Source organism: Bradyrhizobium sp. MI1.11 (assembly GCF_055811255.1).
Window position 1 is genome coordinate 23,510 of record NZ_JBVVPM010000011.1, and the last position, 26,339, is coordinate 49,848.

General features: G+C 64.3%; 19 protein-coding genes. 9 read left to right on the plus strand and 10 right to left on the minus strand.

Features of this window, described 5'->3' with window-relative positions:
- Nucleotides 1–26 precede the first annotated feature (26 nt).
- Nucleotides 27–413, plus strand: a complete 387-nt coding sequence (locus AC0L30_RS13705) for an MAPEG family protein (protein ID WP_354166908.1) — start codon at nt 27–29, stop codon at nt 411–413.
- Nucleotides 414–589: 176 nt separating this feature from the next.
- Here the strand turns inward: AC0L30_RS13705 and AC0L30_RS13710 are convergent, their stop codons facing one another.
- The 3 genes from AC0L30_RS13710 to AC0L30_RS13720 all read right to left on the minus strand — a co-directional run bounded on the left by AC0L30_RS13710 (nt 590) and on the right by AC0L30_RS13720 (nt 6,424).
- Nucleotides 590–1,783, minus strand: coding sequence for an ABC transporter substrate-binding protein (locus AC0L30_RS13710; protein ID WP_219685503.1), 1,194 nt, complete (start codon nt 1,781–1,783; stop codon nt 590–592).
- Nucleotides 1,784–2,057: 274 nt separating this feature from the next.
- Nucleotides 2,058–5,222: an efflux RND transporter permease subunit gene (locus tag AC0L30_RS13715; protein WP_007598035.1), complete on the minus strand. Its 3,165-nt coding sequence runs from the start codon at nt 5,220–5,222 to the stop codon at nt 2,058–2,060.
- A complete protein-coding gene (locus AC0L30_RS13720) occupies nt 5,219–6,424 on the minus strand; it encodes an efflux RND transporter periplasmic adaptor subunit (RefSeq protein ID WP_354127058.1) in 1,206 nt (401 codons plus the stop codon). The genes AC0L30_RS13715 and AC0L30_RS13720 overlap by 4 nt, the downstream gene beginning before the upstream one ends.
- A gap of 481 nt (nt 6,425–6,905) precedes the next feature.
- On the opposite strand from AC0L30_RS13720, the gene AC0L30_RS13725 reads away from it, so the two are divergent.
- The 7 genes from AC0L30_RS13725 to AC0L30_RS13755 all read left to right on the plus strand — a co-directional run bounded on the left by AC0L30_RS13725 (nt 6,906) and on the right by AC0L30_RS13755 (nt 15,424).
- Nucleotides 6,906–8,060 carry an iron-containing alcohol dehydrogenase gene (locus AC0L30_RS13725; protein ID WP_219679626.1) on the plus strand — a complete coding sequence of 385 codons (1,155 nt, stop codon included), beginning with the start codon at nt 6,906–6,908 and terminating at the stop codon, nt 8,058–8,060.
- 18 nt (nt 8,061–8,078) lie between these two features.
- Nucleotides 8,079–9,629 carry an AMP-binding protein gene (locus tag AC0L30_RS13730; protein ID WP_473404470.1) on the plus strand — a complete coding sequence of 517 codons (1,551 nt, stop codon included), beginning with the start codon at nt 8,079–8,081 and terminating at the stop codon, nt 9,627–9,629.
- Nucleotides 9,630–9,933: 304 nt separating this feature from the next.
- The gene (locus tag AC0L30_RS13735) at nt 9,934–11,532 is read left to right on the plus strand and encodes an ABC transporter substrate-binding protein (RefSeq protein WP_473404471.1); all 1,599 of its coding nucleotides are present in this window, start codon (nt 9,934–9,936) and stop codon (nt 11,530–11,532) included.
- 42 nt (nt 11,533–11,574) lie between these two features.
- A complete protein-coding gene (locus tag AC0L30_RS13740) occupies nt 11,575–12,522 on the plus strand; it encodes an ABC transporter permease (RefSeq protein WP_354127061.1) in 948 nt (315 codons plus the stop codon).
- 9 nt (nt 12,523–12,531) lie between these two features.
- Nucleotides 12,532–13,425 carry an ABC transporter permease gene (locus AC0L30_RS13745; protein ID WP_473404472.1) on the plus strand — a complete coding sequence of 298 codons (894 nt, stop codon included), beginning with the start codon at nt 12,532–12,534 and terminating at the stop codon, nt 13,423–13,425.
- Complete coding sequence (locus AC0L30_RS13750; protein ID WP_007598042.1) at nt 13,425–14,432, plus strand: ABC transporter ATP-binding protein; 1,008 nt, start codon at nt 13,425–13,427, stop codon at nt 14,430–14,432. Before AC0L30_RS13745 ends, AC0L30_RS13750 begins: the two co-directional genes overlap by 1 nt.
- Nucleotides 14,429–15,424 (plus strand): ABC transporter ATP-binding protein, encoded by a 996-nt coding sequence (locus AC0L30_RS13755; protein ID WP_473404473.1) that lies wholly within the window; start codon nt 14,429–14,431, stop codon nt 15,422–15,424. The genes AC0L30_RS13750 and AC0L30_RS13755 overlap by 4 nt, the downstream gene beginning before the upstream one ends.
- Before the next feature lie 105 nt (nt 15,425–15,529).
- Here the strand turns inward: AC0L30_RS13755 and AC0L30_RS13760 are convergent, their stop codons facing one another.
- From AC0L30_RS13760 to AC0L30_RS13790, 7 genes are all read right to left on the minus strand, one after another.
- Nucleotides 15,530–17,503 carry an acetyl/propionyl/methylcrotonyl-CoA carboxylase subunit alpha gene (locus AC0L30_RS13760; protein WP_473404474.1) on the minus strand — a complete coding sequence of 658 codons (1,974 nt, stop codon included), beginning with the start codon at nt 17,501–17,503 and terminating at the stop codon, nt 15,530–15,532.
- On the minus strand, nt 17,500–19,116 hold the full coding sequence (locus tag AC0L30_RS13765; RefSeq protein ID WP_473404475.1) for an acyl-CoA carboxylase subunit beta: 1,617 nt from the start codon (nt 19,114–19,116) through the stop codon (nt 17,500–17,502). Before AC0L30_RS13765 ends, AC0L30_RS13760 begins: the two co-directional genes overlap by 4 nt.
- 114 nt (nt 19,117–19,230) lie before the next feature.
- Nucleotides 19,231–20,097, minus strand: coding sequence for a beta-keto acid cleavage family enzyme (locus AC0L30_RS13770; protein WP_007598046.1), 867 nt, complete (start codon nt 20,095–20,097; stop codon nt 19,231–19,233).
- A 193-nt stretch (nt 20,098–20,290) separates the two neighbouring features.
- Nucleotides 20,291–21,091 (minus strand): helix-turn-helix domain-containing protein, encoded by an 801-nt coding sequence (locus AC0L30_RS13775; RefSeq protein WP_473404476.1) that lies wholly within the window; start codon nt 21,089–21,091, stop codon nt 20,291–20,293.
- Nucleotides 21,092–21,389: 298 nt separating this feature from the next.
- Nucleotides 21,390–22,046, minus strand: a complete 657-nt coding sequence (locus AC0L30_RS13780) for a glutathione S-transferase family protein (protein WP_007598049.1) — start codon at nt 22,044–22,046, stop codon at nt 21,390–21,392.
- The gene (locus AC0L30_RS13785; protein ID WP_473404477.1) at nt 22,046–23,209 is read right to left on the minus strand and encodes an acyl-CoA dehydrogenase family protein; all 1,164 of its coding nucleotides are present in this window, start codon (nt 23,207–23,209) and stop codon (nt 22,046–22,048) included. The genes AC0L30_RS13780 and AC0L30_RS13785 overlap by 1 nt, the downstream gene beginning before the upstream one ends.
- 123 nt (nt 23,210–23,332) lie before the next feature.
- The gene (locus tag AC0L30_RS13790) at nt 23,333–24,469 is read right to left on the minus strand and encodes an acyl-CoA dehydrogenase family protein (RefSeq protein ID WP_007598053.1); all 1,137 of its coding nucleotides are present in this window, start codon (nt 24,467–24,469) and stop codon (nt 23,333–23,335) included.
- A 265-nt stretch (nt 24,470–24,734) separates the two neighbouring features.
- On the opposite strand from AC0L30_RS13790, the gene AC0L30_RS13795 reads away from it, so the two are divergent.
- Nucleotides 24,735–26,285 (plus strand): acyl-CoA synthetase, encoded by a 1,551-nt coding sequence (locus tag AC0L30_RS13795; protein ID WP_035995350.1) that lies wholly within the window; start codon nt 24,735–24,737, stop codon nt 26,283–26,285.
- Nucleotides 26,286–26,339: the final 54 nt, after the last annotated feature.

Sequence of the window (26,339 nt, forward strand, 5' to 3'; positions counted from 1 at the left end):
GCGCAGCGTCCTCCAAGGAATCCGTCATGTATCACCTCACTGCCCTCGTCACGCTGCTGACGATCCTGTTCTACTTCTTCATCACCATCAACGTGTCGCGCTCGCGCACCAAAACCGGCGTCAAGGCGCCGGCGATGTCGGGCCATGCGGATTTCGAGCGCGCGTTCCGGATCCAGATGAACACGCTGGAATGGATGCCGATCTTCCTGCCGTCGCTCTGGCTGTTCGCGATTTACATCAATGATGCCGGTGCAGCGGCGATCGGCGCGGTCTGGATCGCCGGCCGCATCGTCTACTTCATCGGCTATTCGAAGGCCGCAGCAAAACGCGGCCCGGGATTTTTTATTCAGGGCATCGCGGCCATTGCGCTGTGGGCCGGGGCGCTGGGAGCGGCGGTGCTGCGGCTGGTGTGAGGTAGCCGACATGCGGCCACTTGCCCCGCCGTCGTCCTGGCGAAGGCCAGGACCCATAGCCACGGGCGCGGCTATGGGCATGATGGTGGCGACAGCTTGTTTCAACAAGTCGCTATCGGGGTAATGGGTCCTGGCTTTCGCCAGGACGACATCGCGCTTTTTAAGCCGCCGTCATCCTACTTCGTCAGCGGACAGCCGCTCTCCTTGGCAGTGAAGAACGCCTTCTCGCCGGGAACGACCGCGAGCTGCTTGTAATAGTCCCAGGGCTTCTTCGATTCGGAGGGCTTCTTGACCTCGAACAGATACATGTCGTGGACCATGCGGCCGTTCTCGAGCACCTTGCCACCTTGCGCGAAATCGTCGTCGACCGGCAGCTCCTTCAGCTTCTTGGCGACTGCATCCGGATCCTTGGTGCCGGCGGCCTTGACCGCCTTGAGATAGCTCAGCGTCGCCGAATAGGTCCCGGCCTGGATCATGTTCGGCATCCGGCCGGTGCGCTTGAGAAAGCGTTCGCCGAGATGGCGGGTACGGTCATTGATATCCCAGTAATAGCCCTCGGTCAGCACCAGGCCTTGCGCGGCCTGCAAGCCGAGACCGTTCACTTCGGCGAGCGTCATCAAGAGGCCCGCGAGCTTCTGGCCACCGGAGACGATGCCGAACTCGGACGCCTGCTTGATCGAGTTGGTGGTGTCGAGGCCGGCATTGGCGAGGCCGACGATCTTCGCCTTCGAGCTCTGCGCCTGGAGCAGGAAGGAGGAGAAGTCCGAGGAGTTGAGCGGCACGCGCACCGAACCGAGCACCTTGCCGCCATTGGCGGCGACGATCTCGCTGGTGTCCTTTTCCAGCGCGTAGCCGAAGGCGTAATCCGCGGTGAGGAAGAACCAGGTGTCGCCGCCGGCCTTGGTCAGCGAGCCGCCGGTGCCGACACCGAGCGCGCGGGTATCATAGGCCCAGTGGAAACCGTAGGGCTGGCAGGCATCGCCGGTGAGACGCGAGGTCGCAGCGCCGACGACGATGTCGATCTTCTTCTTTTCCTTGGAGAGCTCGTGGATCGCGAGCGCGACCGATGAGGTCGTCAGCTCCGTGATCATGTCGACGTTCTCGACATCGTACCAGCGCCGCGCGATCGAGGTCGCGAGATCCGGCTTGTTCTGGTGGTCGGCGGTGACGAGTTCGATCTTCTGGCCGAGCACCTCGCCGCCGAAATCCTCGATCGCCATCCTGGCGGCTTCGACCGACCATTTGCCGCCGTAATCGGCGTAGACGCCGGACTGGTCGTTGAGGATACCGATCTTGACGCCTTGCGCAGAGGCCGGCGCGGTCAGCAGCAAAGCCGAAATTGCGACAACGGCCAAAAGGGCTGATTTCATGTGTTAGCTCCCAGCAGTTTTCTGTTTTGAAATCGCGCGGATACTAGTGAAGAACCCCGCGCCTGCCCATCCATTTCGGCCTAGGCCGTTAGTATGGGCGCGGCCATTTTTGATGAATTGCCGTCGTCCTGGACAAGCGAGCGGAGCGAGCGCTGATCCAGGACCCATTACCCCAGGGAGCAGTTTGGCGAAGTCTCGGAGTGAGCAGCTCGCACAGCAACCACTCCCTGGGGGTAATGGGTCCTGGCTTTCGCCAGGACGACATGGAGAGGAATCAGCCCACCGCCTTCGGCTTGCCCTCGTTCTTCCCCTCGGCCAGGTTCCGCACCACGACGTAGAAGATCGGCGTGAACAACAGCCCGAACAAGGTGACGCCGATCATGCCGAAGAACACGGCGACGCCGACGGCCTGCCGCATCTCCGAGCCGGAGCCGGACGAGATCACCAGCGGCAGCACGCCGAGGATGAAAGCGAAGGACGTCATCAGGATCGGCCGCAAGCGCAGGCGGCAGGCGTCGATCACGGCCTCCAGCCGCGGCTTGCCTTCATTCTCGATGTCGCGGGCGAACTCCACGATCAGGATCGCGTTCTTCGCCGCCAAGCCCACCAGCACGACAAAGCCGATCTGGGTGAGGATGTTGACGTCCTGCCCCATGATGCGCACGCCGATGGTGGCGGCCAGCAGGCACATCGGCACGATCAGGATCACCGCGAACGGCAAGGTCCAGCTGCCATATTGCGCGGCGAGCACGAGATAGACGAACAGCACGCAGATCGGGAACACCAGCAGTCCCGCATTGCCGCCGGTGATCTGCTGATAGGACAGATCGGTCCATTCGAAGGTAAAGCCGCTCGGCAAGGTGTCGTCGGCGAGCTTCTTTATCGCGTTGAGCGCAGTGGTCGAGCTGGTACCCGGGGCTGGCTCGCCCTGGAGCTCGGATGCTGCATAGAGATTGTAGCGCGCGACGCGGTCAGGGCCGGAAACATCCTTGAAGTCGACCACGCTGCCGAGCATGACCATGTCCCCGGAGGCGTTGCGCGTCCGCAGCCGCGCAAGATCGCTCGGCTCTTTCCGGAACGGGAAGTCGGCCTGTGCGGTGACGTGGTAGGTGCGGCCGAACAGGTTGAAGTCGTTGACATAGGTCGATCCGAAATAGGTCTGGATCGTGTCGTTGATGTTGGCGATGGGAACGCCGAGCTTCTGCGCTTTGGTGCGGTCGATGTCGACGAAGAGCTGCGGCGTGTTGGCCGAGAACGGCGAGAACACCGTGGGAGCGAGCAGCGACGGCGATTTGCGCGCCGCGGCGACCAGCTCGTCGGTGGCCGCGGCGAGCAGCTCCGGCCCGCGTCCCTGGCGGTCCTGGATGCGGATGGTGAAGCCGCCGCCGGTGCCGATGCCGGGCACGGCCGGAGGCGGAATGACAATGATGAACGCGCCCTGGATTGCAGCGAGCCGCTTGCGCAGCTCGGCCGTGATGGCGTTCGCAGTCAGCCCCTTCTTGATCCGCGCCTCTGGCTCGTCGAAAACAGGGAACAGCGCCGCTGCATTGCCTGCCTGCGTGCGCGTCGCGCCGGAGAAGCCGGCGAAAGCGGCAACGCGGATGATACCCGGCGTATCCAGCGAGATCCGCTCGATCTCGCGCACGACCTCGGTGGTGCGTGCCAGCGACGCCGCGCCCGGCAATTGCACGGAGATGATGACGTAGCCGCGGTCCTGCGCCGGAATAAAGCCTTGCGACGTGGTCCCGATCAGCCAGCCGGCGCTGCCGATCAGCACGACGTAGATCAGGATCATCACCGCCGAGTGCCGGATCACGAAATTGGCGAGGCCGGCGTAGCCATGCGCGAGACGGTCGAACACGCGGTTAAACACGCCCGTGAAAGCGTTCCAGCCGCGTGCGAGAAAATTCCAGCGCGCTGGCGGCCGCTTCTCCTCGTGCGGAACGAGAAGAAGCGAGGCCAGCGCCGGCGACAGCGTCAATGAGCAGAAGCAGGAGATTGCGGTTGCGACCGCAATGGTGACGGCGAATTGCTGGAAGAACTGACCGGAAATTCCGCCCAGAAACGCCGTCGGGACGAACACCGCGCAGAGCACCAGCGCGATCGACACCAATGCGCCGCCGACCTCCTCCATGGTCTTCAGCGCGGCGTCGCGCCGGCTCATGCCGTGCTCGAGATGCCGCTCCACATTCTCGACCACCACGATCGCGTCGTCGACCACGATACCGACAGCGAGAACGAGACCGAACAGCGTGAGATTGTTGATGGAGAAGCCGAGCGCCGCCATCACCGCGAAGGTGCCGACCAGCGACACCGGGATCGCGATGATCGGGATGATCGCGGGCCGCCATCCTTGCAGGAACACCAGAACCACGATGACCACGAGCAACATGGCCTCGTAGATGGTCTTGATCAGCTCATGGACGGACTGCGCGATGAACTCGGTCGGGTTGTAGCCGATATTGAAGTCGAGGCCTTTCGGGAAGGTCTCCTTCAGCTTCGCCATCGTGTCCGAAATGTTCTTCGCGGTCGCGAGCGCATTCGATCCCGGCCGCTGCGTCACCAGCATCGCGACCGCCGATTTGCGCAGCAGGAAGCTGTTGGTGGAGTACGCGAGAGCACCGAGCTCGATACGGGCGACGTCGCGCAGGCGTACCGTGCGGCCGTCGGAGCCGGCCTTGATCAGGATGTCCTCGAACTGCTTCTGGTCTTTCAAACGCCCTGTGAAGGTGAGGTTCGGCTGGAAGGCGCGGTCGGCGATCGGCGGTTCGGCGATTTGGCCGCCCGCGATCTGCACGTTCTGCGCGCGGATCGCGGCGAGCACTTCGGCCGAAGTCAGGCCGAGATTGGCGATCCGGTCAGGGTCGAGCCAAAGCCGCATCGAATAATCGCGCGCGCCGAAAATCTGGATGTCGCCGACACCGTCGATCCGCAGCAGCTGGTCGCGAACCTGGAGCAGCGCATAGTTGGAAATGTAGAGCTGGTCGAACGTGTCGTCGGGCGACAGCATGAACACGACCATCAGGATGTCGGGCGAGTTCTTGCGGGTGACGACGCCGTTGCGCTGCACTTCGTCCGGCAGTTGCGGCTGCGCGATCGCGACGCGGTTCTGCACCAGCACCTGGGCCTTGTCGAGGTCGGTGCCGAGCTTGAAAGTGACGGTGATGGTGAGCTGGCCGTTCGAGGTCGCCTGGCTGTAGAGATACAGCATGTCCTCGACGCCGTTGATCTGCTGCTCGATCGGAGCGGCAACGGTGTCGGACACGGTCTGCGCGGAGGCGCCGGGATATTGCGTAGTGACCACGACGGTCGGCGGCACCACTTGCGGATATTCGGAGACCGGCAGCGTGGTGTAGGCGAGCGCGCCGACGATCAGCAGCACGATCGACAGCACCATGGCCAGGATGGGCTGGTTGATGGAGAGACGGCCAAGATTCATGATTTGCCACCGGCGGGCGCTGGTGCCGTCTGCGGAGCGACCTTGGCACCGACGCGGGCGCGCTGGATGCCGTTGACGATGACGCGGTCGTCCGCCTTCAATCCCTCGCGGATCACGCGCAGGCCCTCGTCGAGCGGCCCGAGCGTCACGGGACGCGCCTCGACGGTGTCGTCCGGCTTGACCACGAACACGATCTTGCGGGACTGGTCGGTTGCGACCGCGACGTCGGGGATCAGCAGCGCCTCATAGGGCGCGCTGCCGATCAGTCTGATGCGCCCGAACTGACCGGGCAGGATCGAAAGATCGGTGTTCTTGACCACGGCGCGGCTGCGTAGCGTGCCGGTGGAGACGTCGAGGCGGTTGTCGAGGAAGTTGATGGTACCCTCATGCGACGGCTTGCTCTCGCCGGCCAGCGTCACCTGCACCGGGTTCGCCGTGTCGCGCGAGCTCGGGCGCTTACCTTCGAACCACAGCTTGCTGTATTTGATGAAGGTTGCCTCATCCATGTCGAAATAGACGTAGATCGGATCGAGCGCGACGATCGAGGTGAGCAGCGTCGAGGAGCCGGTATCGCTGCCTTGCACCAGATTGCCGGGGCTGACGAGATGGCGGCTGACGCGGCCGGTGAGCGGCGCGGTCACATGGGTGAATTCGATGTTGAGCCGCGCGGCCTTCAGCGCGCCAGCGGCCTGCGTCTCCGCGGCGTGCGCGGCCTGTAAGGCCTGGCGTCGCTGGTCGACGGCCTGCTCGGAGACCGCGCTGGTCTGCACCAAATTGAGGCCGCGGTCGAGCTCGCGCTTGGCAAGCTCCACCTTGGCGCGCGCATCGGAGAGCTGGCCGTCTGCCTGCTCGGCCACCGCCTCGAATGGACGCGGGTCGATGACGTAGAGCAGATCGCCCTGATGCACGATGGCGCCGTCCTGGAATTCGACGGAGTTGACGAAGCCGCCGACGCGCGGGCGGACCTGCACCTCCTCGACCGCCTCGAAGCGGCCGGTGAATTCGTCCCAATCGGTGACGGTGCGCTTGACCGGCTGGGCGACGGTCACCGGCGCTGGCGGGGGAGCACTCGCTTGCGAGGCCGGCTGGCCGCAGCCGGTGAGCGCAAAGGCCGCGGCGAGAAGGCCGACCATGGCGTAAGGCCGAGGCGAAACGAAATCGTGCGTTTTGACAAATTGCTCGCTTCCGTCCGGTCCAGTCATCCCAGGTCCTCGCATAAAAACCGCGGTAATAGCAGGGTACGCCCGTACCCGCGGGCGCCACAAGATGGGTTTCAATCATGAACTCTTCAAGACCAAAGCGCGGGCAATGCTCGGAGGAATGCCCTGGCCGGATGACGGGTTGACAGGGCTTGTTTGCCTCTCCCGGTAAACCGCAAGGCAATCGCATATGGATTTCACGAGGAGCGCGGGCTTGCTCCCCTCTCCCGCTTGCGGGAGGGGCCGACGCGCCCCGGGCGATGCGCAGCATCGTCCCGCGCGCGGCGGGTGAGGGCTCTCACCACGCAGGGACATCCTCCGCAATTCTCGACAATCCCGACGCGGAGACACCCCCACCCCAGCCCTCCCCCGCAAGCGGGAGAGGGAGAGGAGAGAGCGACAGCGTCTTCGCGCATGACGAATGCCGCCAGCGCGGTTAGACTACCCCCACAAAAACAAGACGAATTGTCCGGGGAGGACAGACGTGCATCAGGGACGTGTCGTTTACGGCGCGATCGAGGAAGTCGTGTTCGGCCACCCCGCGGCCGAGGCCGTGGTCGCCCAGATGGACCGGCTGGGGACGCGCCGTGCCTTCCTGATGGTGTCGGGCACGCTGAACCGGCAGACCGACGAAATCGCGAAGATCACACAAGCCCTGGGCGCACGTTGCGCGGGCGTCTTCGATGCCATGCCGGCGCACACCCCGCGGGAGGCGGTAATCGCCGCCACCAATGCGGCGCGCGAGGCCGGCGCCGACCTGATCGTCACCGTGGGCGGCGGCTCGATCACCGACGGCGCCAAGGCGGTGCAGCTCTGCCTCGCCAACGGCATCGACGATGTCGACGGCATCGAGCGCATCCGCGTGCACAAGGGCGTCGCGCCGGAAATGACGGCGCCTGTCGTGCGCCAGATCAGCGTGCCGACCACGATCGCCGGCGGCGAGTTCAGCGCGATCGCTGGCGTCACCGACCGCAGCACGCACGTGAAGCAGATGCTGCGCCATCCGCTGACGGTGCCGCGCGCGACCATTCTCGACCCCGCCATCACCGTGCACACGCCGGAATGGCTGTTCCTCTCGACCGGCATCCGCGCCATCGACCATTGCGTCGAGGCGATCTGCTCGCCGGAGACGCATCCCTATGCCGACGCGCAGTCGGTCAAGGGCCTCGCGATGCTCGCCGACGCGCTGCCACGGGTGAAGGCTGACCCTGCTGACCTCGATGCGCGCATGGATGCGCAGATCGGCACCTGGCTGTCGATGGGCGCCCTCGCCGCCGGCGTGCCGATGGGCGCAAGCCACGGCATCGGCTACGTGCTGGGCGCGGCCTTCGACGTGCCGCATGGCTACACCTCCTGCATCATGCTGCCGGCCGTGATGCGCTGGAATGCGCCCGACAATGCCGAGCGCCAGATGATCGTGGCGGCCGCAATGGGCTTTCCGGGTCACAAGGCGGCCGACGTGCTCGATGCCTTCATCCGCTCGCTCGGCATGCCGCGCAGCCTCGCCGATGTACGCGTCACGCCGGAGCATTTCGACGCCATCGCCGAACAGGCGATGCGCACACCCTGGGTGCCGCGCAACCCGCGCAAGATCGACGGTCCCGCGCAGGTGCGCGAAATCCTGCTTCTTGCCGCATGATCTAAAGCCGGAGGACCGATGTATCCAGGTCAGCATGCCCGCCTGCGTCCGCTCCAGCCCGCCTTCATCATGGCGGCGAGCGGCGAGGCCGTCACCTATCGCGAGTTGGAGGCGCGCAGCAATCGTCTGGCGCATCTGTTCCGCAGGCACGGCTTGAAGCGGCTCGACCACTACTCGATCTTCATGGAGAACAATTCGCGCTATCTCGAAGCCTGCGGCGCCGGCGAGCGCTCCGGGCTGTACTACACCTGCATCAACTCCTTCCTGACGCCGGGCGAGCTCGCCTATCTCCTCGTCAACAGCCAGTCGAAGATCCTGATCACGTCGATGGCGAAGCTCGACATCGCACGGGAGGCGATCAAGGCCTGCCCCGATATCAAGCTCTGCGTCGTCGCCGACGGCCCCGGCGAGAGTGACCGTATCGTCGGCCTCGCCGAGGTCACGGCCGATCTGCCGACGACGCCGATTGCAGATGAATGTCTGGGTACCGCGATGCTCTATTCATCGGGCACAACGGGACGGCCGAAAGGCATTTTGCGGCCGCTGCCGGAGGAGCCACCGAAGCACAATCTGCCGCTGTTCGATTTCCTGACCAAGCTTTGGCACTATCGCGAGGGCATGGTCTATCTGTCGCCGGCGCCGCTCTATCACTCCGCGCCGCAGGCCGCGGTCAACCTGACAATCCGGATGGGCGGCACCGCGATCATCATGGAGAATTACGATCCCGAGCGTTACCTCCAGCTCGTCGAGCAATGGGGTATCACTCACACGCAGCTGGTGCCGACGATGTTCTCGCGCATGCTGAAGCTGCCGGAGGAGGTGCGCACGCGCTACGACCTCTCCTCGCTCGAGATCGCGATCCATGCCGCCGCGCCCTGCCCGGCGCTGGTGAAGGACGACATGATCACATGGTGGGGACCGATCATCCACGAATATTACGGTGCGACCGAAGGCCTTGGCTTCACCGCCTGCGACAGCGCGGAATGGCTGGCCCATCGCGGCACCGTCGGCAAGGTGCTGCTCGGCGACCTCCATATTCTCGACGAAAACATGAAGCCATGCCCGACAGGCACGCCGGGTCAGGTCTGGTTCAAGACGGCCTCACCGTTCGAATATTTCAACGACCCGGAGAAGACCAAGGAAGCGCGCTCGGCCGACGGCAGCATGAGCACGGTTGGCGACGTCGGCTATGTCGATGCCGATCGGTTCCTGTACCTCACCGACCGCGCGACTTTCATGATCATCTCCGGCGGCGTGAACATCTATCCGCAGGAATGCGAAAATCTGCTGATCACCCATCCGAAGGTCGCGGACGCCGCGGTGTTCGGCGTGCCCAATCCCGATCTCGGTGAAGAGGTGAAGGCGGTGGTGCAGCCGATGCCCGGCGTCGTGCCGGACGAGGCGCTCGTCGAAGAGCTGATCGCGTTCTGCGGGGCGTCGCTGTCACGGCAGAAGGTGCCGCGCTCGGTCGATTTCGAGAAGGAGTTGCCGCGGCTGCCGACGGGGAAGCTGTACAAGCGGCTGCTGCGGGACCGGTATTGGGGGAACAAGGCGTCGCGGATTGTGTGAAGTCGCAGCTGTCGTCCTGGCGAAAGCCAGGACCCATACCGCGTGATCTCACAACTGAAGAAGGTAGCAATCCGGAGCGACCAATCTTCGCCAAACACCTCCCTGGGGTAATGGGTCCTGGCGTTCGCCAGGACGACGCCGGAGGCACTTCTCACAATTTGTGAGAGAACCGCTCGTGCGCCCGCCGTCATCCGAATTGCCGAGAGGCCCTCCGTCCTTGCCGGTTGCCTCACCGCGCCTGCGTCGCTATCGTCCTGACAAACAGGCCAAAAGGCCGAAAAGACTAAGTCCAGGGAGGACGAGGATGCGGAGCGTACGGGCGCTCGCCGCGACGGCGGCGCTGTCTTTGCTGGCGTTTTCGACGATCGCATCGGCCGGCGAACCAAAGCAGGGCGGGATCCTGCGGATGTATCACCGCGACAGCCCGGCCAATGCGTCCATCCTGGAGGGCGCGACATATTCGATCAACGTGCCCTTCATGGGAGTGTTCAACAATCTCGTCATCTACGACCAGCACATTGCGCAGAATAGCCCTGATACCCTGAGGCCAGAGCTGGCCGAGAGCTGGTCCTGGAGCGGCGACAACAAGAAGCTGACCTTCAAACTGCGCCAGGGCGTCAAGTGGCATGACGGCAAGCCGTTCACGTCGGCCGACGTCAAATGCACCTTCGATCTCCTGATGGGCAAATCGCAACAAAAGCTGCGGCAGAATCCGCGCAAAGCCTGGTACAGCGAGGTTAACGATGTCACGCCGAACGGTGATTTCGAGGTCTCCTTCGATCTGAAGCGGCCGCAGCCTTCGCTGCTGGCGATGCTCGCATCCGGCTATACGCCGATCTATCCCTGTCACGTCTCGCCGGCGGAGATGCGCACCCATCCGGTCGGAACCGGCCCGTTCAGATTCGTCGAGTTCAAGGCCAATGAATCGATCAAGCTGACGCGAAACACGGACTATTGGAAGAAGGGCCTGCCCTATCTCGACGGCATCGAGTACACGATCATCACGAACCGCTCCACCGCGATCCTCGCCTTCGTCGCCGGCAAGTTCGACATGACCTTCCCGACGCACATCACGATCCCGCTCCTCAAGGACATCAAGTCGCAGGCGCCGAACGCCCTCTGCGTCGTCGAGCCGACCAACGTTTCGACCAACATCATCGTCAATTCGGCGTCCCCGCCGTTCGACAACATCGACATCCGCCGGGCCATGGCGATGGCGCTCGACCGCAAGGCCTTCGTCGACATCCTGTTCGAAGGCCAGGCCGATATCGGTGGCACTATGCTGCCGCCGCCGCAGGGCATCTGGGGCATGCCCAAGGACAAGCTGGAGACCATTCCAGGCTATGGCCCGAACGTGAATGCGAGCCGGGATGAGGCCAGGAAGCTGATGCAGAAGGCGGGCTACGGTCCCGACAAGCACTTGGCGGTGAAGGTCTCGACGCGCAATCTCGCGGAATATCGCGATCCCGCGGTGATCCTGATCGACCAGCTCAAGAGCATCTATATCGACGGCGAGCTCGACGTCGTGGAAACCGCGAACTGGTTCCCGAAGGTTGCACGCAAGGATTACATGCTCGGCCTCAACTTGACCGGCAATTCCGTCGACGATCCCGACCAGTCTTTCTACGAAAACTATTCCTGCGGCTCGGAGCGGAACTACACCAATTATTGCAACAAGGAGATCGAGATGCTGTTCGACCTGCAATCGCAGGAGATCGACGTCGGCAAGCGCAAGCAACTGGTCTGGGACATCGACAAGAAGCTGCAGGAGGATGTCGCCCGCCCGATCATCTTCCATGCGCGGGCCGGCACCTGCTGGCAGCCTTATGTCCAGGGCGTGACGATCATGTCGAACAGCTCCTATAACGGCTTTCGCTACGAGGACGTCTGGCTCGACAAGTAGCGCGCAAGACTGACGACTAGCGGCTCGACAGGAGGGCGCGGGATGTTTGCCTATCTGGTGCGGCGCCTGTTTCTGATGCTCGTGACCCTGTTCGGGATCTCGGTCGTCATCTTCTTCCTGCTGCGTATCGTTCCCGGGAATATCGTCGACATCCTGTTTGCCGCGGCCGGCTATGTCGATCCCGCCGACAAGGCCAATCTGGAGAAAGAGCTCGGCATCGACCAGCCACTGGTGGTGCAATATTGGCACTGGATCAGCGGTTTTCTGCGCGGCGATTTCGGCTACTCCTATGTCTCGGAGAAGCCGGCGCTTCAGGAAATCCTGCCACGGATTCCGATCACCGCACGGCTCGCCGGCCTGGCGCTGTTGTTCTCGGCGTCGATCGGCATTCCCCTGGGCGTGATCAGCGCGGTGAAACAGGGAACGAGGCTCGATTACGCGTTGCGTGTGGTGAGCCTGAGCGGATTGTCGCTGCCTTCGTTCTGGCTCGGCCTGCTCATCCTCACCGCCTCGGTGGCGATGTTCAACCAGATGCCGATCTTCAACCCGAATCCGGCGACATGGCTGGAAGCCTTCGCAACCTATGCCGTGCCCGCCGCCGCCGTCGGCTTCCGTAGCGCGGCACTGACCATGCGGATCACGCGATCCTCGATGCTGGAGGTGCTGCGGCAGGACTATATCCGCACCGCGCGTGCCAAGGGCGCATCGGATGCCGCCGTGAACTATCAGCATGCGCTCAAGAACGCGATTTTGCCCGTCATCACCGTGATCGGCATCGAGGCAGCGTTCCTGATCGGTGGCCTTATCGTGACGGAGACCGTGTTTAACATCCCCGGCGTCGCCCGCTTCCTGGTCGAGGCTATACGCTGGCGCGATTATCCGATCGTGCAGAACCTGGTGATGCTGATTGCCATCGTCGTGGTGAGCGCGAATTTCATCGTCGACATGCTCTACGCCGTGTTCGACCCGCGTATCCGGTACACGGATTAGGAGAGATTGTTGGCTGCGATCGACTATGACGTTGAACTGAGGCGCGCCGGGGCGCACGCGACCGTCGGCTGGCGCCGCGTGCTGTTTTTGGCGCAGCGGCATGTGCTGGGTGCAGCCGGGCTCGTCATCATGACCCTGTTCGTGTTCACCGCGATATTCGCCGACTTCATCGCGCGTTACGATCCGCTGACGATCGACGCCGCCAGGGCATTGGCGCGTCCAAGCCCGGCCTACTGGATGGGCACGGACGCATTCGGCCGCGATGTCTTCAGCCGCATCATTCATGGCGCGCGGATCTCGCTCGCCGTCGGCATCGGCTCGACGGCGCTCGGCGGCAGCATCGGAGTGATCGTCGGATTGACCTCCGGCTATCTCTCCGGCTGGGTCGATCTCGTATTCCAGCGTGTGTCCGACGTTCTCCAGGCGCTGCCGCTTCTGGTGCTCGCCCTGATCATGACCGCAGCGCTTGGGCCATCCTTGCCGAACGTCATCATTGCGATCGCCATTCCGCTGATCCCGACCGTCTCGCGCGTCATCCGCGCCAACACGCTGGCGCTGCGCGAGCTGCCATTCATCGAGGCCGCCAAGTCGATCGGCATGAGCGAGGTACGCATTGCGCTCCGCCACGTGCTGCCGAACACGCTGGCGCCGCTGATCGTGCTTGCGACCGCCCAGCTCGGCTCGACCATCCTCACCGAAGCCTCCCTCTCCTTCCTCGGCCTCGGCATTCCCGAGCCGTACCCGTCCTGGGGCCGCATGCTCTCTGAATCGGCCGCCGAATATGTCCGCACGGCGCCCTGGCTGGTGATCTTCCCGGGCATCGCCATCAGCCTCGCGGTGTTCGGCGCCAATCTGTTCGGCGACGCCTTGCGCGACATCCTCGATCCCCGGCAGCGCGGCTGATGGCTGATAAATCCGATCTCGTGCTCGAGGTGAAGAACCTGAAGACGGTGTTCTTCACCAACTCCGGTCTCTTCCAGGCCGTCGACGATGTTTCCTTCACGGTGAAGCGCGGCGAGACGCTGGCGATCGTCGGCGAATCCGGCTGCGGCAAGAGCGTCACTGCGCTGTCGCTGATGCGGCTGGTGCCGGATCCGCCCGGCCGCATCGTCGGCGGCTCCGTCACGCTCGAAGGCACCGATCTTCTGACGCTGGACGAAGCAGAGATGCGCGCCGTCAGGGGCAACCGCATCTCCATGATCTTCCAGGAGCCGATGACCTCGCTCAATCCGGTGATGCGGATCGGCGACCAGATCGTCGAGGCCGTGCGGCTGCACCGGAAGATGTCGAAGCGAGAGGCTCAGGATGTCGCAGTCGAGATGCTGCGCCTGGTGCGGATCCCCGAGCCGGCGCGGCGCGCGCGGGAATATCCGCATCAGCTGTCCGGCGGTATGCGCCAGCGCGCCATGATTGCCATGGCGCTGGCGTGCCGGCCGGCGCTGCTGATCGCGGACGAGCCCACGACTGCGCTCGATGTCACCATCCAGGCGCAGATCCTGGCGCTGATCCTGGACCTTCAGAAAGAACTCGGAACCGGGCTCGTGCTGATCACGCATGATCTCGGTGTCGTCGCGCAGACCGCGCAACGGGTCATCGTCATGTATGCGGGCCGGAAGGTCGAGGAAGCGAGCGTCGAGGCGCTGTTCGCCGCGCCGAAACATCCCTACACGCGCGGATTGATGGCGTCGATCCCGACGGTGCCGGCGCCGGGCGTCGTCGCGCCGGCGCGGCTGAACGAAATTCCCGGCACGGTCCCGTCGCTGGTGCGGCTGCCAAAGGGTTGCGCCTTCGCGCCGCGCTGCAAGCTCGCGATCAAGCGCTGTGAAGCCGAATATCCGCCGCTCATCGATTGGGGCGGCGGCCATCTCGCCGCCTGCTGGCGCGCGGCCGAGATTGCGGAGGTCGCATGACCGAGGTGCTGCTCGAAGTCACCGATCTCAAGAAGCACTATCCGGTGCGCGCCGGCGTGTTGCGCCGACAAATCGGCACAGTGCATGCGGTCGACGGCGTCTCGTTCTCGGTTGGGGTCGGCGAGACGCTGGGCCTCGTCGGCGAATCCGGCTGCGGCAAATCGACGGTGGCTCGCAGCGTGCTGCGGCTAGTGGAGCCGACCTCAGGCCAGATCCGGCTCGAGGGCGAAGACATCACCCATCTCTCCAAGTCCGCGCTGCGGCCGCACCGCCGTTCGATGCAGATCGTATTCCAGGATCCGTTCGCCTCGCTCAACCCGCGCATGACCGCAGGCGACATCGTCGGCGAGCCATTGGCTGTGCATGGCCTTGCGACCGGCAAGGCACTGGAGGCGCGTACCGCAAAGCTGTTCGAGCAGGTCGGCTTGCGGCCCGACCAGATGCGCAATTTTCCGCACCAATTCTCCGGCGGCCAGCGCCAGCGCATCTGCATCGCCCGCGCGCTGGCGCTCGGGCCTCGCCTGATCGTCTGCGACGAGCCGGTCTCCGCGCTCGACGTCTCGATCCAGGCGCAGGTGATCAACCTCCTGATCGATCTGCAACGGCAGCACGGTTTCTCCTATCTTTTCATCGCGCACGACCTCGCCGTGGTCGCCCATATCAGCCACCGCGTCGCCGTGATGTATCTCGGTCGCATCGTCGAGATTGCAGACAAAGACGAGCTGTTCCGCAATCCGCGGCATCCCTACACACAGGCCCTGCTCGCCTCGGTGCCGGTCGCCAACCCCCTCGCCAAAAAGCTCGTGCCGCTGGTCGACGGCGACGTGCCAAGCCCGGTCAATCCGCCGCCGGGATGCGCGTTTCACACCCGCTGCCGGTTTGCGATGGAGCGATGCAGGATAGAGCGGCCGGTGTTGGTGGATGCCGGTGACGGGCACCGGGTGGCGTGCTTGCTCAACGAAGGGACGGGGCGACCAAATGCGATGCCGTAGGGTGGGCAAAGCGAAGCGTGCCCACCATTCAATCGCAATCGCCGCACGATGGTGGGCACGGCGCTGCGCGCCTTTGCCCACCCTACGATAGCTACATTTGCCGCTCTACCCAGCCCCGATTTCGGCGACAATCTTCCCCGTCGTGACCTGCTCGCCTTCGGCGACGTCGATCGCGGCGACGACGCCATCGATGCCGGCCTTGTGGACGTGCTCCATCTTCATGGCTTCCAGCGTCAGCACCGGCTGACCGGCGGTGACGCGGTCGCCCGGCTTGACCAGGACGGCAACGACGCGGCCGTTCATGGCGGCACGGACCTTGCCGTCGCCGTTGCTCGCGGCCGCCTTTGGCGCGGCGAGCGTGAGATCGGCGGCAGCGACCGGGATCCCGCGGCGCTGGACGTACAGCCGGTCGCCGTCGCGCAGGAATTTCGCGCTGTCCGTCACGCCGTCATGGCGGAAGCGGATCACGTCGAAATCGAGCTGGTCGATCTCGAACTTGTCCTGCCGGCCGTCGCTGCCAACAATGTAGCTGCCATCGCGTTCGCGCCAGAGTTCGAGCTCATACCCATGGCCTGCGATCTCGATCTTCGCCGGTAGCGGGAACGTTGCCGCGAGGCTCCGTCCGCGGCGCCACGCCGGTGCCTGCGGGTTCGTGACGTAGAGCAGCAGGCCGGCCAAAGCGATATCGAATACGGCGTCCGCGCGCGGCGCCAGCAACTCGTCGCGGTGCGCGCCAATGAACGCCGTGGTCGCCTCGCCTTTGGCGAAGCCGGAATGACGCAGGCATGCCATCAGGAAGGCCTGATTGGTGGTGACGCCGAAAGCGGTGAGCTGCTCCAGGCCGACGATCAGGCGCGCCCTCGCCTCCTCGCGTGTCGCGCCATGGCCGATGACCTTGGCGATCATGGAATCGTAGAACGGCGGAATCTCGGAGCCCGATTGCAGCGCGTGCTCGACGCGAATGCCGTCAGGCACCTGCCAGCGCGCCATGCGCCCGGACTGCGGCATGAAATCATGCGCGGCATCCTCGGAGCACAGCCGCACCTCGATGGCGTGGCCTGTGAAGTGAATGTCTTGCTGCTTGACCGACAACGGCTCGCCGCGCGCGACCCGCAGCTGCAGCTCGACGAGGTCGAGCCCGGTGATGGCCTCGGTCACGGGATGCTCGACCTGGAGGCGCGTATTCATTTCCATGAAATAGAATTCGCCGCTCGCGTCGAGCAGAAACTCCAGCGTGCCGGCGCCCTCGTAGCGCAGCGCCTTCACCGCGGCGACCGCGACCTCGCCCATCTTTCCGCGCAGTTCCGGCGTCACTGCGGGCGATGGCGCCTCCTCGATCAACTTCTGGTGCCGCCGCTGCACCGAGCAGTCGCGCTCGCCAAGATGGATGGCATTGCCATGGCTGTCGCCGAACACCTGAATTTCGATGTGACGGGGATTCTGGATGGCGCGTTCGAGGATCACCGTCGGATCGCCAAACGCCGCCTTCGCCTCGGACCGCGCGCTCCGCAGTGCGTCGGGGAACGAATTGGCATCCGCCACGAGCCGCATCCCGCGCCCGCCGCCGCCGGCGACCGCCTTGATCATCACGGGGAAGCCGATCTTCTTGGCCTCCACGAGCATCACCTCGTCGCCCTGGTCTGCGCCCTGATAGCCGGGCACGACGGGGACGCCGGCCTTTTTCATGATCTCCTTGGCACCGGCCTTGTTACCCATCGCCTCGATCGCCTGCGGCGAGGGGCCGATGAAGACGAGCCCGGCATCCTTGCAGGCCTGCGCAAACTCCTCGTTCTCGGCGAGGAAGCCATAGCCGGGATGAACGGCATCCGCGCCGCTGGCCTTTGCGGCCGCAACGATCGCGGGAATGTTGAGATAGGACTGCGCCGGCAGCGGCTCGCCAATGCGTACGGCCTGATCGGCCTGTTGCACATGAAGCGCATTGCTATCCGCATCCGAATAGGCCGCGACGACGCCGAGGCCGAGCCGCCGCGCGCTGCGCATCACCCGCAGCGCGATCTCGCCGCGATTGGCGATCAGGACCTTGAAGAACGGCCGGTGCTGCGTTGAACCGTTCCTCATGGGCGAGCCACCGAAAACTGCATGCGTTGGGGTGTGCGCGCGTCGCCCTCGCGGCAGATGGCGAGCACTTCCGACAGCACCGCGCGGGTGTCGCGCGGATCGATCACGCCGTCGTCGAGCACGCGCGCGCTGGTCGAGAACACGTCCATCTGGCCGTCGAACACGCCGATGATCTGCGCCTTCATCGCATCGAGCTTTTCTTTTTCGACCGGCTTGCCGCGGCGGGCTGCGGCGGCTTCGGTGACGATCGCCATGGTCTCGGCGGCCTGCTCACCGCCCATCACGGCGGTCTTGGCGTTGGGCCAGGAGAAGCAGAAGCGCGGATGGAAGCCGCGCCCGCACATGCCGTAATTGCCGGCGCCGAACGAAGCCCCGCAATAGATGGTGATCTGCGGCACCGTCGCCGACGTCACCGCCTGGATCATCTTGGAGCCGTGCTTGATCATGCCGGCTTCTTCGTAGGATTTGCCGACCATGTAGCCGGTGGTGTTGTTCAGATAGAGGAGTGGCGTGCGGGTCTGGCAGCAGGCCTGGATGAAATGCGTCGCCTTGTTGGCACCCGCCGGATCGAGCGGGCCGTTGTTGGTGACGATGCCGATCGCCTGGCCCTCGATGCGGGCATGGCCGCAGACGGTGGCCGGGCCGTAGTTCGGCGCCATCTCGGTAAAGTCGGAATCATCCACGATGCGCGCGATGACCTGCTTCATGTCCACGGAGCGCTTGTGGTCCATCGGCATGATGCCGAGCAGCTCGTCCGGGTCGTAGCGCGGCGGCTTGTATTGCGCGGCTCCCTTGTCCGGCCGCTCCCATTCCAGCGCCGCCATGATCTCGCGCGCGATGCGCAGGGCGTCGCGGTCGTCCTCGGCAAGATAATCGCCGAGACCGGAAACCTGCGTGTGCATCTCGGCGCCGCCAAGCTCCTCCTCGGTCGCAATCTCGCCGGTGGCGGCCTTTAGCAGCGGCGGCCCGGCGAGGAAGGCGCGGGTGCGGCCACGGACCATGACGATGTAATCCGACAGGCCGGTCTGATAGGCGCCGCCGGCGGTCGAAGAGCCATGCGTCACGGTGACGACGGGCAGCCCGGCCGCCGAAAGCCGCGCGAGGTTGCGAAAGATGTTGCCGCCACGGACAAAGTCTTCGACGCGGTAGCGCAGGAGATTGGCGCCTGCGCTCTCAACCAGCTGGACGTAGGGCAGCTTGTTCTCCAGCGCGAGCTCCTGCACCCGCAGCGTCTTGTCCAGGCCGTAAGGTTGAAGCGCGCCGGCATCGATGCCGGAATCGTTGGCGCTGACCATGCAGCGGATGCCCGAGACGAAGCCGATGCCGGCGATGACGCCGCCGCCGGGCACGCTTTTGTCCGGATCCGAGACGTCGAACATGTAGCCGGCGAGCGTGGACAGCTCGATGAAGGGCGCGCCGGGATCGAGCACCAGCGCGACGCGCTCGCGCGGCAACAGCTGGCCGCGCTTGTGGAAGCGATCTTTCGCCGCGGCCGACGCCGCACGCGTGCGCTCCTCCAGCGCGCGCATGCGGTCGATCAGGCCGAGCATGCCGTCGCGGTTGGCGCGATAGGCGGTGCTGCCGGGGGAAATGGTGTTTTCGAGAATGGACATAACTCAATCCTGCTCGTCATTGCGAGGAGCGAAGCGACGAAGCAATCCAGACTGCATCCACGGAGAGATTCTGGATTGCTTCGCTTCGCTCACAATGACGGTTGAGGCGATAATTTACCTATTCGTCCCAAAAATCTTCCGCGCTTCCGCCGGGCTCGCGATCTCGCGGCCCGCACGGCGGGCGCAGGCGGCGATGGCTTCGATCAGCTGGCCGTTCGACGTCACCTTCTTGCCGTCGGCGAGATAGAAGGCATCTTCGAGACCGGTGCGCAGATGACCGCCGAGTTCGGCGCAGCGCTGGTGCAGCGGCCAGATCTCTTCGCGGCCGATCGCGGTGACCTGAAAATGCCCTTCGGGACGCTTCAGCTTGATCAGGATCGGCAACAGATCGGGATCCGACGGCATGCCGGAGGCGACGCCCATCACGAAATTATATTCGAGCGGGCCCTTGTACATGCCGACCTGGCGGTACATGCCGACACAGCGGACGATACCGACGTCAAAACATTCGAATTCGGGGATGGTGCCGACCGCGTTCATGACGTCGAGGTAATCCTTCACCTTCTCGACCGCATTGTCGAACATCATCGGCGGCCAGGCCCAGCTATTGTCGGCCTTCACCTTCAGATAGTTCAGCGACCCGGCATTGCAGGCGGCGATCTCCGGCCTGGTCTCGCGGATGCAATCCAGGGCACCGCTGTAGTTCGGCCCGGAGACGCCCGAGGTGTGGTTGATGATCACGCCGGGGCAGGCTTCGCGGATCGCCTGCTGGATCTCCTTGCTGACGCTGACCTCCCAGGACGGCAGTTGCCCCTTGTCCGGTGCCTGCTGGCGCAGATGGATGTGCATGATGGACGCGCCGGCATCGAACGCAGCCTTGGCCTCGCGCGCCATCTGCTCGGGCGTGACAGGCACGTTGTGCTGCTTCGGGTCGGTGAGCACGCCGTTCAGCGCGCAGGTGATGACAGCCTTGTCGCTCATGCCTTGAATGTCTCGCACGTTGATAGTTCAACGTTTGCGATCATGTGATGGGCGGCATGCGGCTTCTTGCGCGGAGAAGCTGGAAAACGAGATGCCGTAGGGTGGGTTAGCCGAAGGCGTAACCCACCTCTTAAGCTTCCTCGGAGGCAGAATTGGTGGATTACGCCTTCGGCTAATCCACCATACGAAGCGATCAACTCGCCTCCGCCAGCCTCACCGTCTCGGTGCTGCGATAAATCGCAAGATCCCGCGAGCCGACGAAGATCGCGCGCGGCTTCAGGCCGTAGAAGCGGCGGATCGAGTGGCTGAAATGGGTGGAATCGGGATAGCCGATGTCCTGCGCGAGATGGGCGAGGTTGAGGTCCTGGTTGGCGAAGTGCAGCAGGTGACGCGCACGCTTCCAGGCGCGGAAGGAGCGGAACGAGATACCCGTCTCTTCCTTGAACAGATGCAGGAAACGCGAAGCGGAGAGTCCGGCGTCCGCCGCACAAGTGTCCGCCGTCAAGGGCTCACCCGTGAAGCGGCCGATCCGGGCGACCGCGCGCGTCACACGGGGATCGAGCACGCGGCGCGGCAGCGCTTCGCCAAAACACATCTCGTCGAATTCGGCGGTGGTGATGTCGCCGTAGCGACGCTGGCGCAGCAGCGCGTAGGCGGCGAGGATCTTGCGGGCAAAGACGGCCCTGTCGGGTCCGGTGAGCCGCTCGGCCAGGATCTCGATCACGCCATCGGGCATGCTCTCCGGCTCCAGCGTCACGCTGATCGCGGTGCGGTAGTCACTGGCAATGGAATGCCGCTGGTTCGGCAGGGTGACGAACAGCTCGCCGGTGGCGAGGGCATCGTCGATTGTCAGATGCAGACTGCCCTTCACCGCGACATAGACATGGCAGCAGCCGGGCGTTCGCTTGCGGGGGCGGCCGAGCAGGCCGGCATAGAACACCCGCTCCGGCGTGATCAGCATCAAATGGTCGGATTCGCGACCGGTATCTTCCATTGGGATCCTCCTCGCGCGGCTCTCTGGCCGCTGCGGACGGAGGTCACCTTAGCGGAAATCTGGGCGCTGTCACGGCGGGATAGCGCTATCATGAAGCGCAAAACAGCGGCAGTCCGGGAGCGTGGTGGACGACCCGGAACTCGTGCCAACATCGTCGTCCTGGACAAGCGCAGCGGAGCGGAGCGCCGATCCAGGACCCATTACCCCAGGGGAAAATTGCAGCGCGAGGGCGACAACCGCGAGTCGTCGCCAAACAAATCCTTGGGGTAATGGGTCCTGGCTTTCGCCAGGACGATAATTACGCCCTCACTCTTGCTGCCACGTTCTGCTCGACGCCGGCTTGTTGCTCCGCAGCAACCGCGCGCTTGAAGCCATCGCGTTGCTGCAAGCGCGCCCAATAGGCTGCGACATTTGGCCCAAAATCCTTGGCGAGCCCGATATTGTCCGCGAGGCGGAGCGCGTAGCCGATCACGATGTCGGCGGCAGTGAAGCGGCCCGCGCACAAGGCCTCGGTATTTGCGGTGGCTGCCTCGACCGCGCGCAGGCGGCCCAAGAACCACTTGGCATAGTCGCCGGCGACCTGCGGATTGCGGCGCTCTTCCGGCTCGAGCTGGGTGTATCGGAGCACCAGCGTCTGCGGGAAGGTTAACGTGGCGTCGCTGAAATACATCCAGTTCAGGAACGCGCCATAGGCGGGATCTTCGGGTCCGACCATCAGTGGCGTCGGTCCATGCCTGGTGCCGAGATAGTGGCAGATGCCGGAGGACTCGGTCATTTTCGTCTCGCCATCGACCATGAAGGGAATCGTGCCCAGCGGATTGAGCGCGAGGTATTCCTTAGCGAAGACCCGCGGCGGGAATGGCAGCATCTTCAATTCATAGGGCAGCCCCATCTCCTCCAGCATCCAGAGCGGACGGAACGAGCGCGCGGCGTCGCAATGATAGAGCGTGATCATCAGGAACTTCCTTTGCTGCCGGGCAGCGTGCCCATCATCTTGCACAGGACCATCAGCATGACCTCGTCGGCGCCACCGCCAATCGATGTCAGGCGACTATCGCGATAGGCGCGACTGACCGGCGTCTCGTTGGTAAAGCCCATTCCGCCCCAATATTGCAAGCAGGCGTCGGTGAGTTCGCGCCCGAGCCGGCCGGCCTTCAGCTTGGCCATGGTCGCCAGTTTCGTGACATCCTCGCCGGCGACCAGCTGCTCGGCGGCACGGTAAATCAGCGCGCGCAGCAGCTCGACCTCGGTCTGCATCTCCGCGAGCCTGAAGTGGACCACCTGGTTGTCGAGGATCGACTTCCCGAAGGCCTTGCGATTGCGGGTGTATTCGATGGTCTCGTTGATGATGTATTCGTGCGCCTTCAGGCAGGCCGCCGCACCCCAGAGCCGCTCCTCCTGGAATTGGATCATCTGGTAGGTAAAGCCCTTGCCCTCCTCGCCGATCCGGTTGCGCTTGGGCACGCGGACGTTGTCGAAGAAGATCTGCGCAGTGTCGGAGGAGCGCATGCCCAACTTGTCGAGCTTGCGCGCGACGGTGACGCCCTTGGTCTTCATGGGCACGCAGATCAGCGACTTGTTGCGGTGAACGGGTCCGTCGCCGGTATTGGCGAGCAGGCAGATCCAGTCGGCCTGGGTGCCGTTGGTAATCCACATCTTGCCGCCATCGATGACATAATCGTCGCCGTCCCCGCGCGCATTGGTCTTGATCGATGCGACATCGGAGCCTGCGCCGGGCTCGGAGACGCCGATACAGGCGACGTAATCGCCTGAGATCGAGGGGCTGAGAAACTCGCGCCGCACTTCATCGGAGCCGAACCGCGCCAGCGCCGGCGTCGCCATGTCGGTCTGCACTCCGATGGCCATCGGCACGCCGCCGCAATTGATGGCGCCGAGTTCTTCCGCCATCATCAGCGCATAGGAATAGTCGAGGCCGGAGCCGCCGAATTCGACCGGCTTGTTCAGCCCGAGAAAGCCGAGGCTGCCCATCTCCCTGAACAGCGCGTGCGCCGGGAAGATGTCGGCTTTTTCCCATTCATCGACATGAGGATTGATCTCGTTGGCGATGAATTTTTGCAAGGAACGGCGGATCTCGTCGTGGTCGGCGGTGAACAGCATTTCTTTCCCTTTGTCATTCCGGGACGCGCGAAGCGCGAACCCGGAATCCATTCTTCTGCGACATCTGCGGCTCGATGGATTCCGGGTTCGACGCTACGCGCCGCCCCGGAAAGACGGCGTCCTTCACAACCCCATCTGCCGCGACGCCAGATCCTTCATGATCTCTTCGGTGCCGCCGCCGATCGCGTTGACCTTGACCTCACGATAGATGCGCTCCGCCTTGATGCCGCGCATGAAGCCTGCGCCGCCAAAAATCTGCACGGCCTCCGAGGCGCAGAATGCCATGGTCTGGGTCGCCTGGTTCTTCATCATGCAGATTTCGGCGACCGGGCTGTCGCCCTGCTCCAGCCGCCAGGCCAGCATCTCAAGCATCGCTTGCGAAGCGGCGACCTTCTGCGCCATGTCGACGATCTTGTGGCGGATCACCTGGTGCTGCGCGAGCGGCTTGCCAAAGGTCTTGCGCTCCTTGGCGTAGGCGATCGCCTCGTCGAGGCAGACGCGCGCGAACGCGGTGCAGCCCGCCGCCATGCCCATGCGCTCGCTGTTGAAATTCCGCATGATGATCTTGAAGCCATGGCCTTCCTCGCCGATCAGGTTTTCCGCCGGTACGCGGCACTCGTCGAAATGCAGCGTCGCGGTGTCAGAGGCCCACCAACCCATCTTCTTCAGCTTTGTCCGCGACAGGCCGGGCGTATCCCCCTCGATCAGGAGCAGGCTGACGCCGCCGGCGCCCTCGCCGCCGGTGCGCACCGCAACGGTCAGATAGTCGGCACGCATACCCGAGGTGATGAAGGTTTTCTCGCCGCTCACGACGTAGTGATCGCCGTCGCGCCGCGCCTTGGTCCGGAGGCCCGCAACATCAGAGCCGCCGCCCGGCTCGGTGATCGCGAGGGCAGAGATTTTCTCCCCCGCGAGCACCTGAGGCAGCACGCGCGCCTTGACCTCGGGGCGCGCGGCCCGCGCGATCGGCGGCGAACCGATGGTATGGCTCATCAAGCTGGCGCTGATGCCGCCGGCGCCAGCCCGCGCCAGCTCCTGGCTGGCGAGGATCTTCATGAACTGGTCGGCGGCGATCCCACCATATTCCTCGGGGAAACCGAGTCCCAAGAGCCCGATCTCGGCCGCCTTGCGATAGAGCGCGCGCGGGAATTCGCCGGCCTCGTCCCACTCGTGGGCGAAGGGCGCAATCTCCTTGTCGACAAAGCGACGCATCACCTCGCGAAAGGCGTCATGCTCGACGGTATAGAACGGGCTCATCATCGCACTCTCGCCTCGCTGGCGGATTCGTCTCGTCCACCATGGCCGGAACCTTGGCGGCTCACTTGCGCGGAGTGGCTGGCCGGCGGCCGCTTCCGAGCAGCGCCCGCTCTAGCAACTCAACGCAAGACGATTTTCACCGCTCGCGCGCCAACTCCGGATCAAAAAAAGGCGTGGTGCACAAACTCCGGCTGGCCCCAGGGCCATGCCGGGCATGGTGCATGGCAATAGGGACGCGGGCGGCACCAAACCGCCGAGGGAGGAATTCTTGGCCGTTCGTTACTATGACTGGATCGCCCATTATGGCCGCCGCACGCCGAACAAGATCGCGGTGATCGACCTCGCGAGCGGGCGCCGCTTCAGCTATGCGCAGCTCGATGCGCGTATCTCTCGTCTCGCTTCATTTCTGCGCCATACGCTGAATGTCTCGCGCGGCGAGCGGGTCGCCGTGCTGGCGCTGAACGCGACCGATACGCTGGAGGTGCAATTCGCCTGCGGCCGGCTGGGCGCGATCTTCGTGCCGCTGAACACCCGGCTCACCGTTCCCGAACTCCAGTTCATCACCGCAGATTGCGCCCCGAAGGTGATGATCCACGACACCGATCTCGCCGAAACGGCGCTTGCCGTGGCAAGGCTCTGCGGCATTGAGACGAGCCTGCTGCTTGGCCCCGGCGGGACTTACGAGGCCGGCATCGCCGCCGCAAAGCCACTCGAGAAAATCGAGGAGGTGACCCTCGATGACGTCTCGACCATCATGTACACCTCCGGCACGACGGGTCATCCCAAGGGCGCCACCATCACCCATGGCATGACCTTCTGGAATTGCGTCAATCTCGGCGGCCCCGCCTGCATCGGGCCGTCCTCGGTGCTGCTCACCGTGCTGCCGCTGTTCCACACCGGCGGACTGAACTGCTACACCAACCCGGTGCTGCATGCCGGTGGCACCGTGATGATCATGCGCGCCTTCGATCCCGGCGCGGCGCTCGGTCTGATCAACGATCCCGCGCAGGGCATCAACGTGTTCTTCGGCGTGCCCGCGATCTACCAGTTTATGGCCCAGCATCCGGCCTTCGCGACCACCGACCTCGGCAGGCTCATCGTCGGCGGTGTCGGCGGTGCACCAATGCCGGTGCCGCTGCTCAAGGTGTGGGAGGCGCGCGGCGTCGCGCTCCAGCAGGGCTACGGCATGACCGAGACCTCGCCGGCGGTGCTGGTGCTCGACCGCGAGGATGCGGCGCGCAAGGCCGGGTCGGCCGGCAAGCCGGTGCTGCACACCGAAGTGCGGATCGTGCGGCCCGATGGCAGCGACGCCGATGTCGGCGAACACGGCGAACTCTGGGTCAAGGGACCGAACATCACGCCCGGCTACTGGAACAGGCCGGAGGCGAACAAAACGTCGTTCACCGACGGTTGGCTGCACACGGGAGACGCGACACGCGTCGACGAGGAAGGCTTTTACTACATCGTCGACCGCTGGAAGGACATGTACATCTCCGGGGGCGAGAACGTCTATCCGGCCGAAGTGGAGAACGTCCTGCACCAACTCAACGCCATCGCGGAAGCCGCCGTGATCGGCATTCCCGATGTGCAATGGGGCGAGGTCGGCCTCGCCATCGTCGCGGCCAAGCCCGGCCAGCGGTTGACCGAGGCCGATGTCTTCGCACACTGCGCGGCGAATCTCGCGCGGTTCAAATGTCCACGCCAGGTCCGCTTCGTCGACGCGTTACCTCGCAACGCCACCGGCAAGATCCACAAGCCGACCTTGCGCAAGGAATTCTCGGTCACTTCCGAAGTCGACAAGAAAGCCGCCAACGCCTGATGAAAGCGCTCCTCTCGCGGGCGCTTTTCTTTTGTGACATGCCTGCTCCACCCC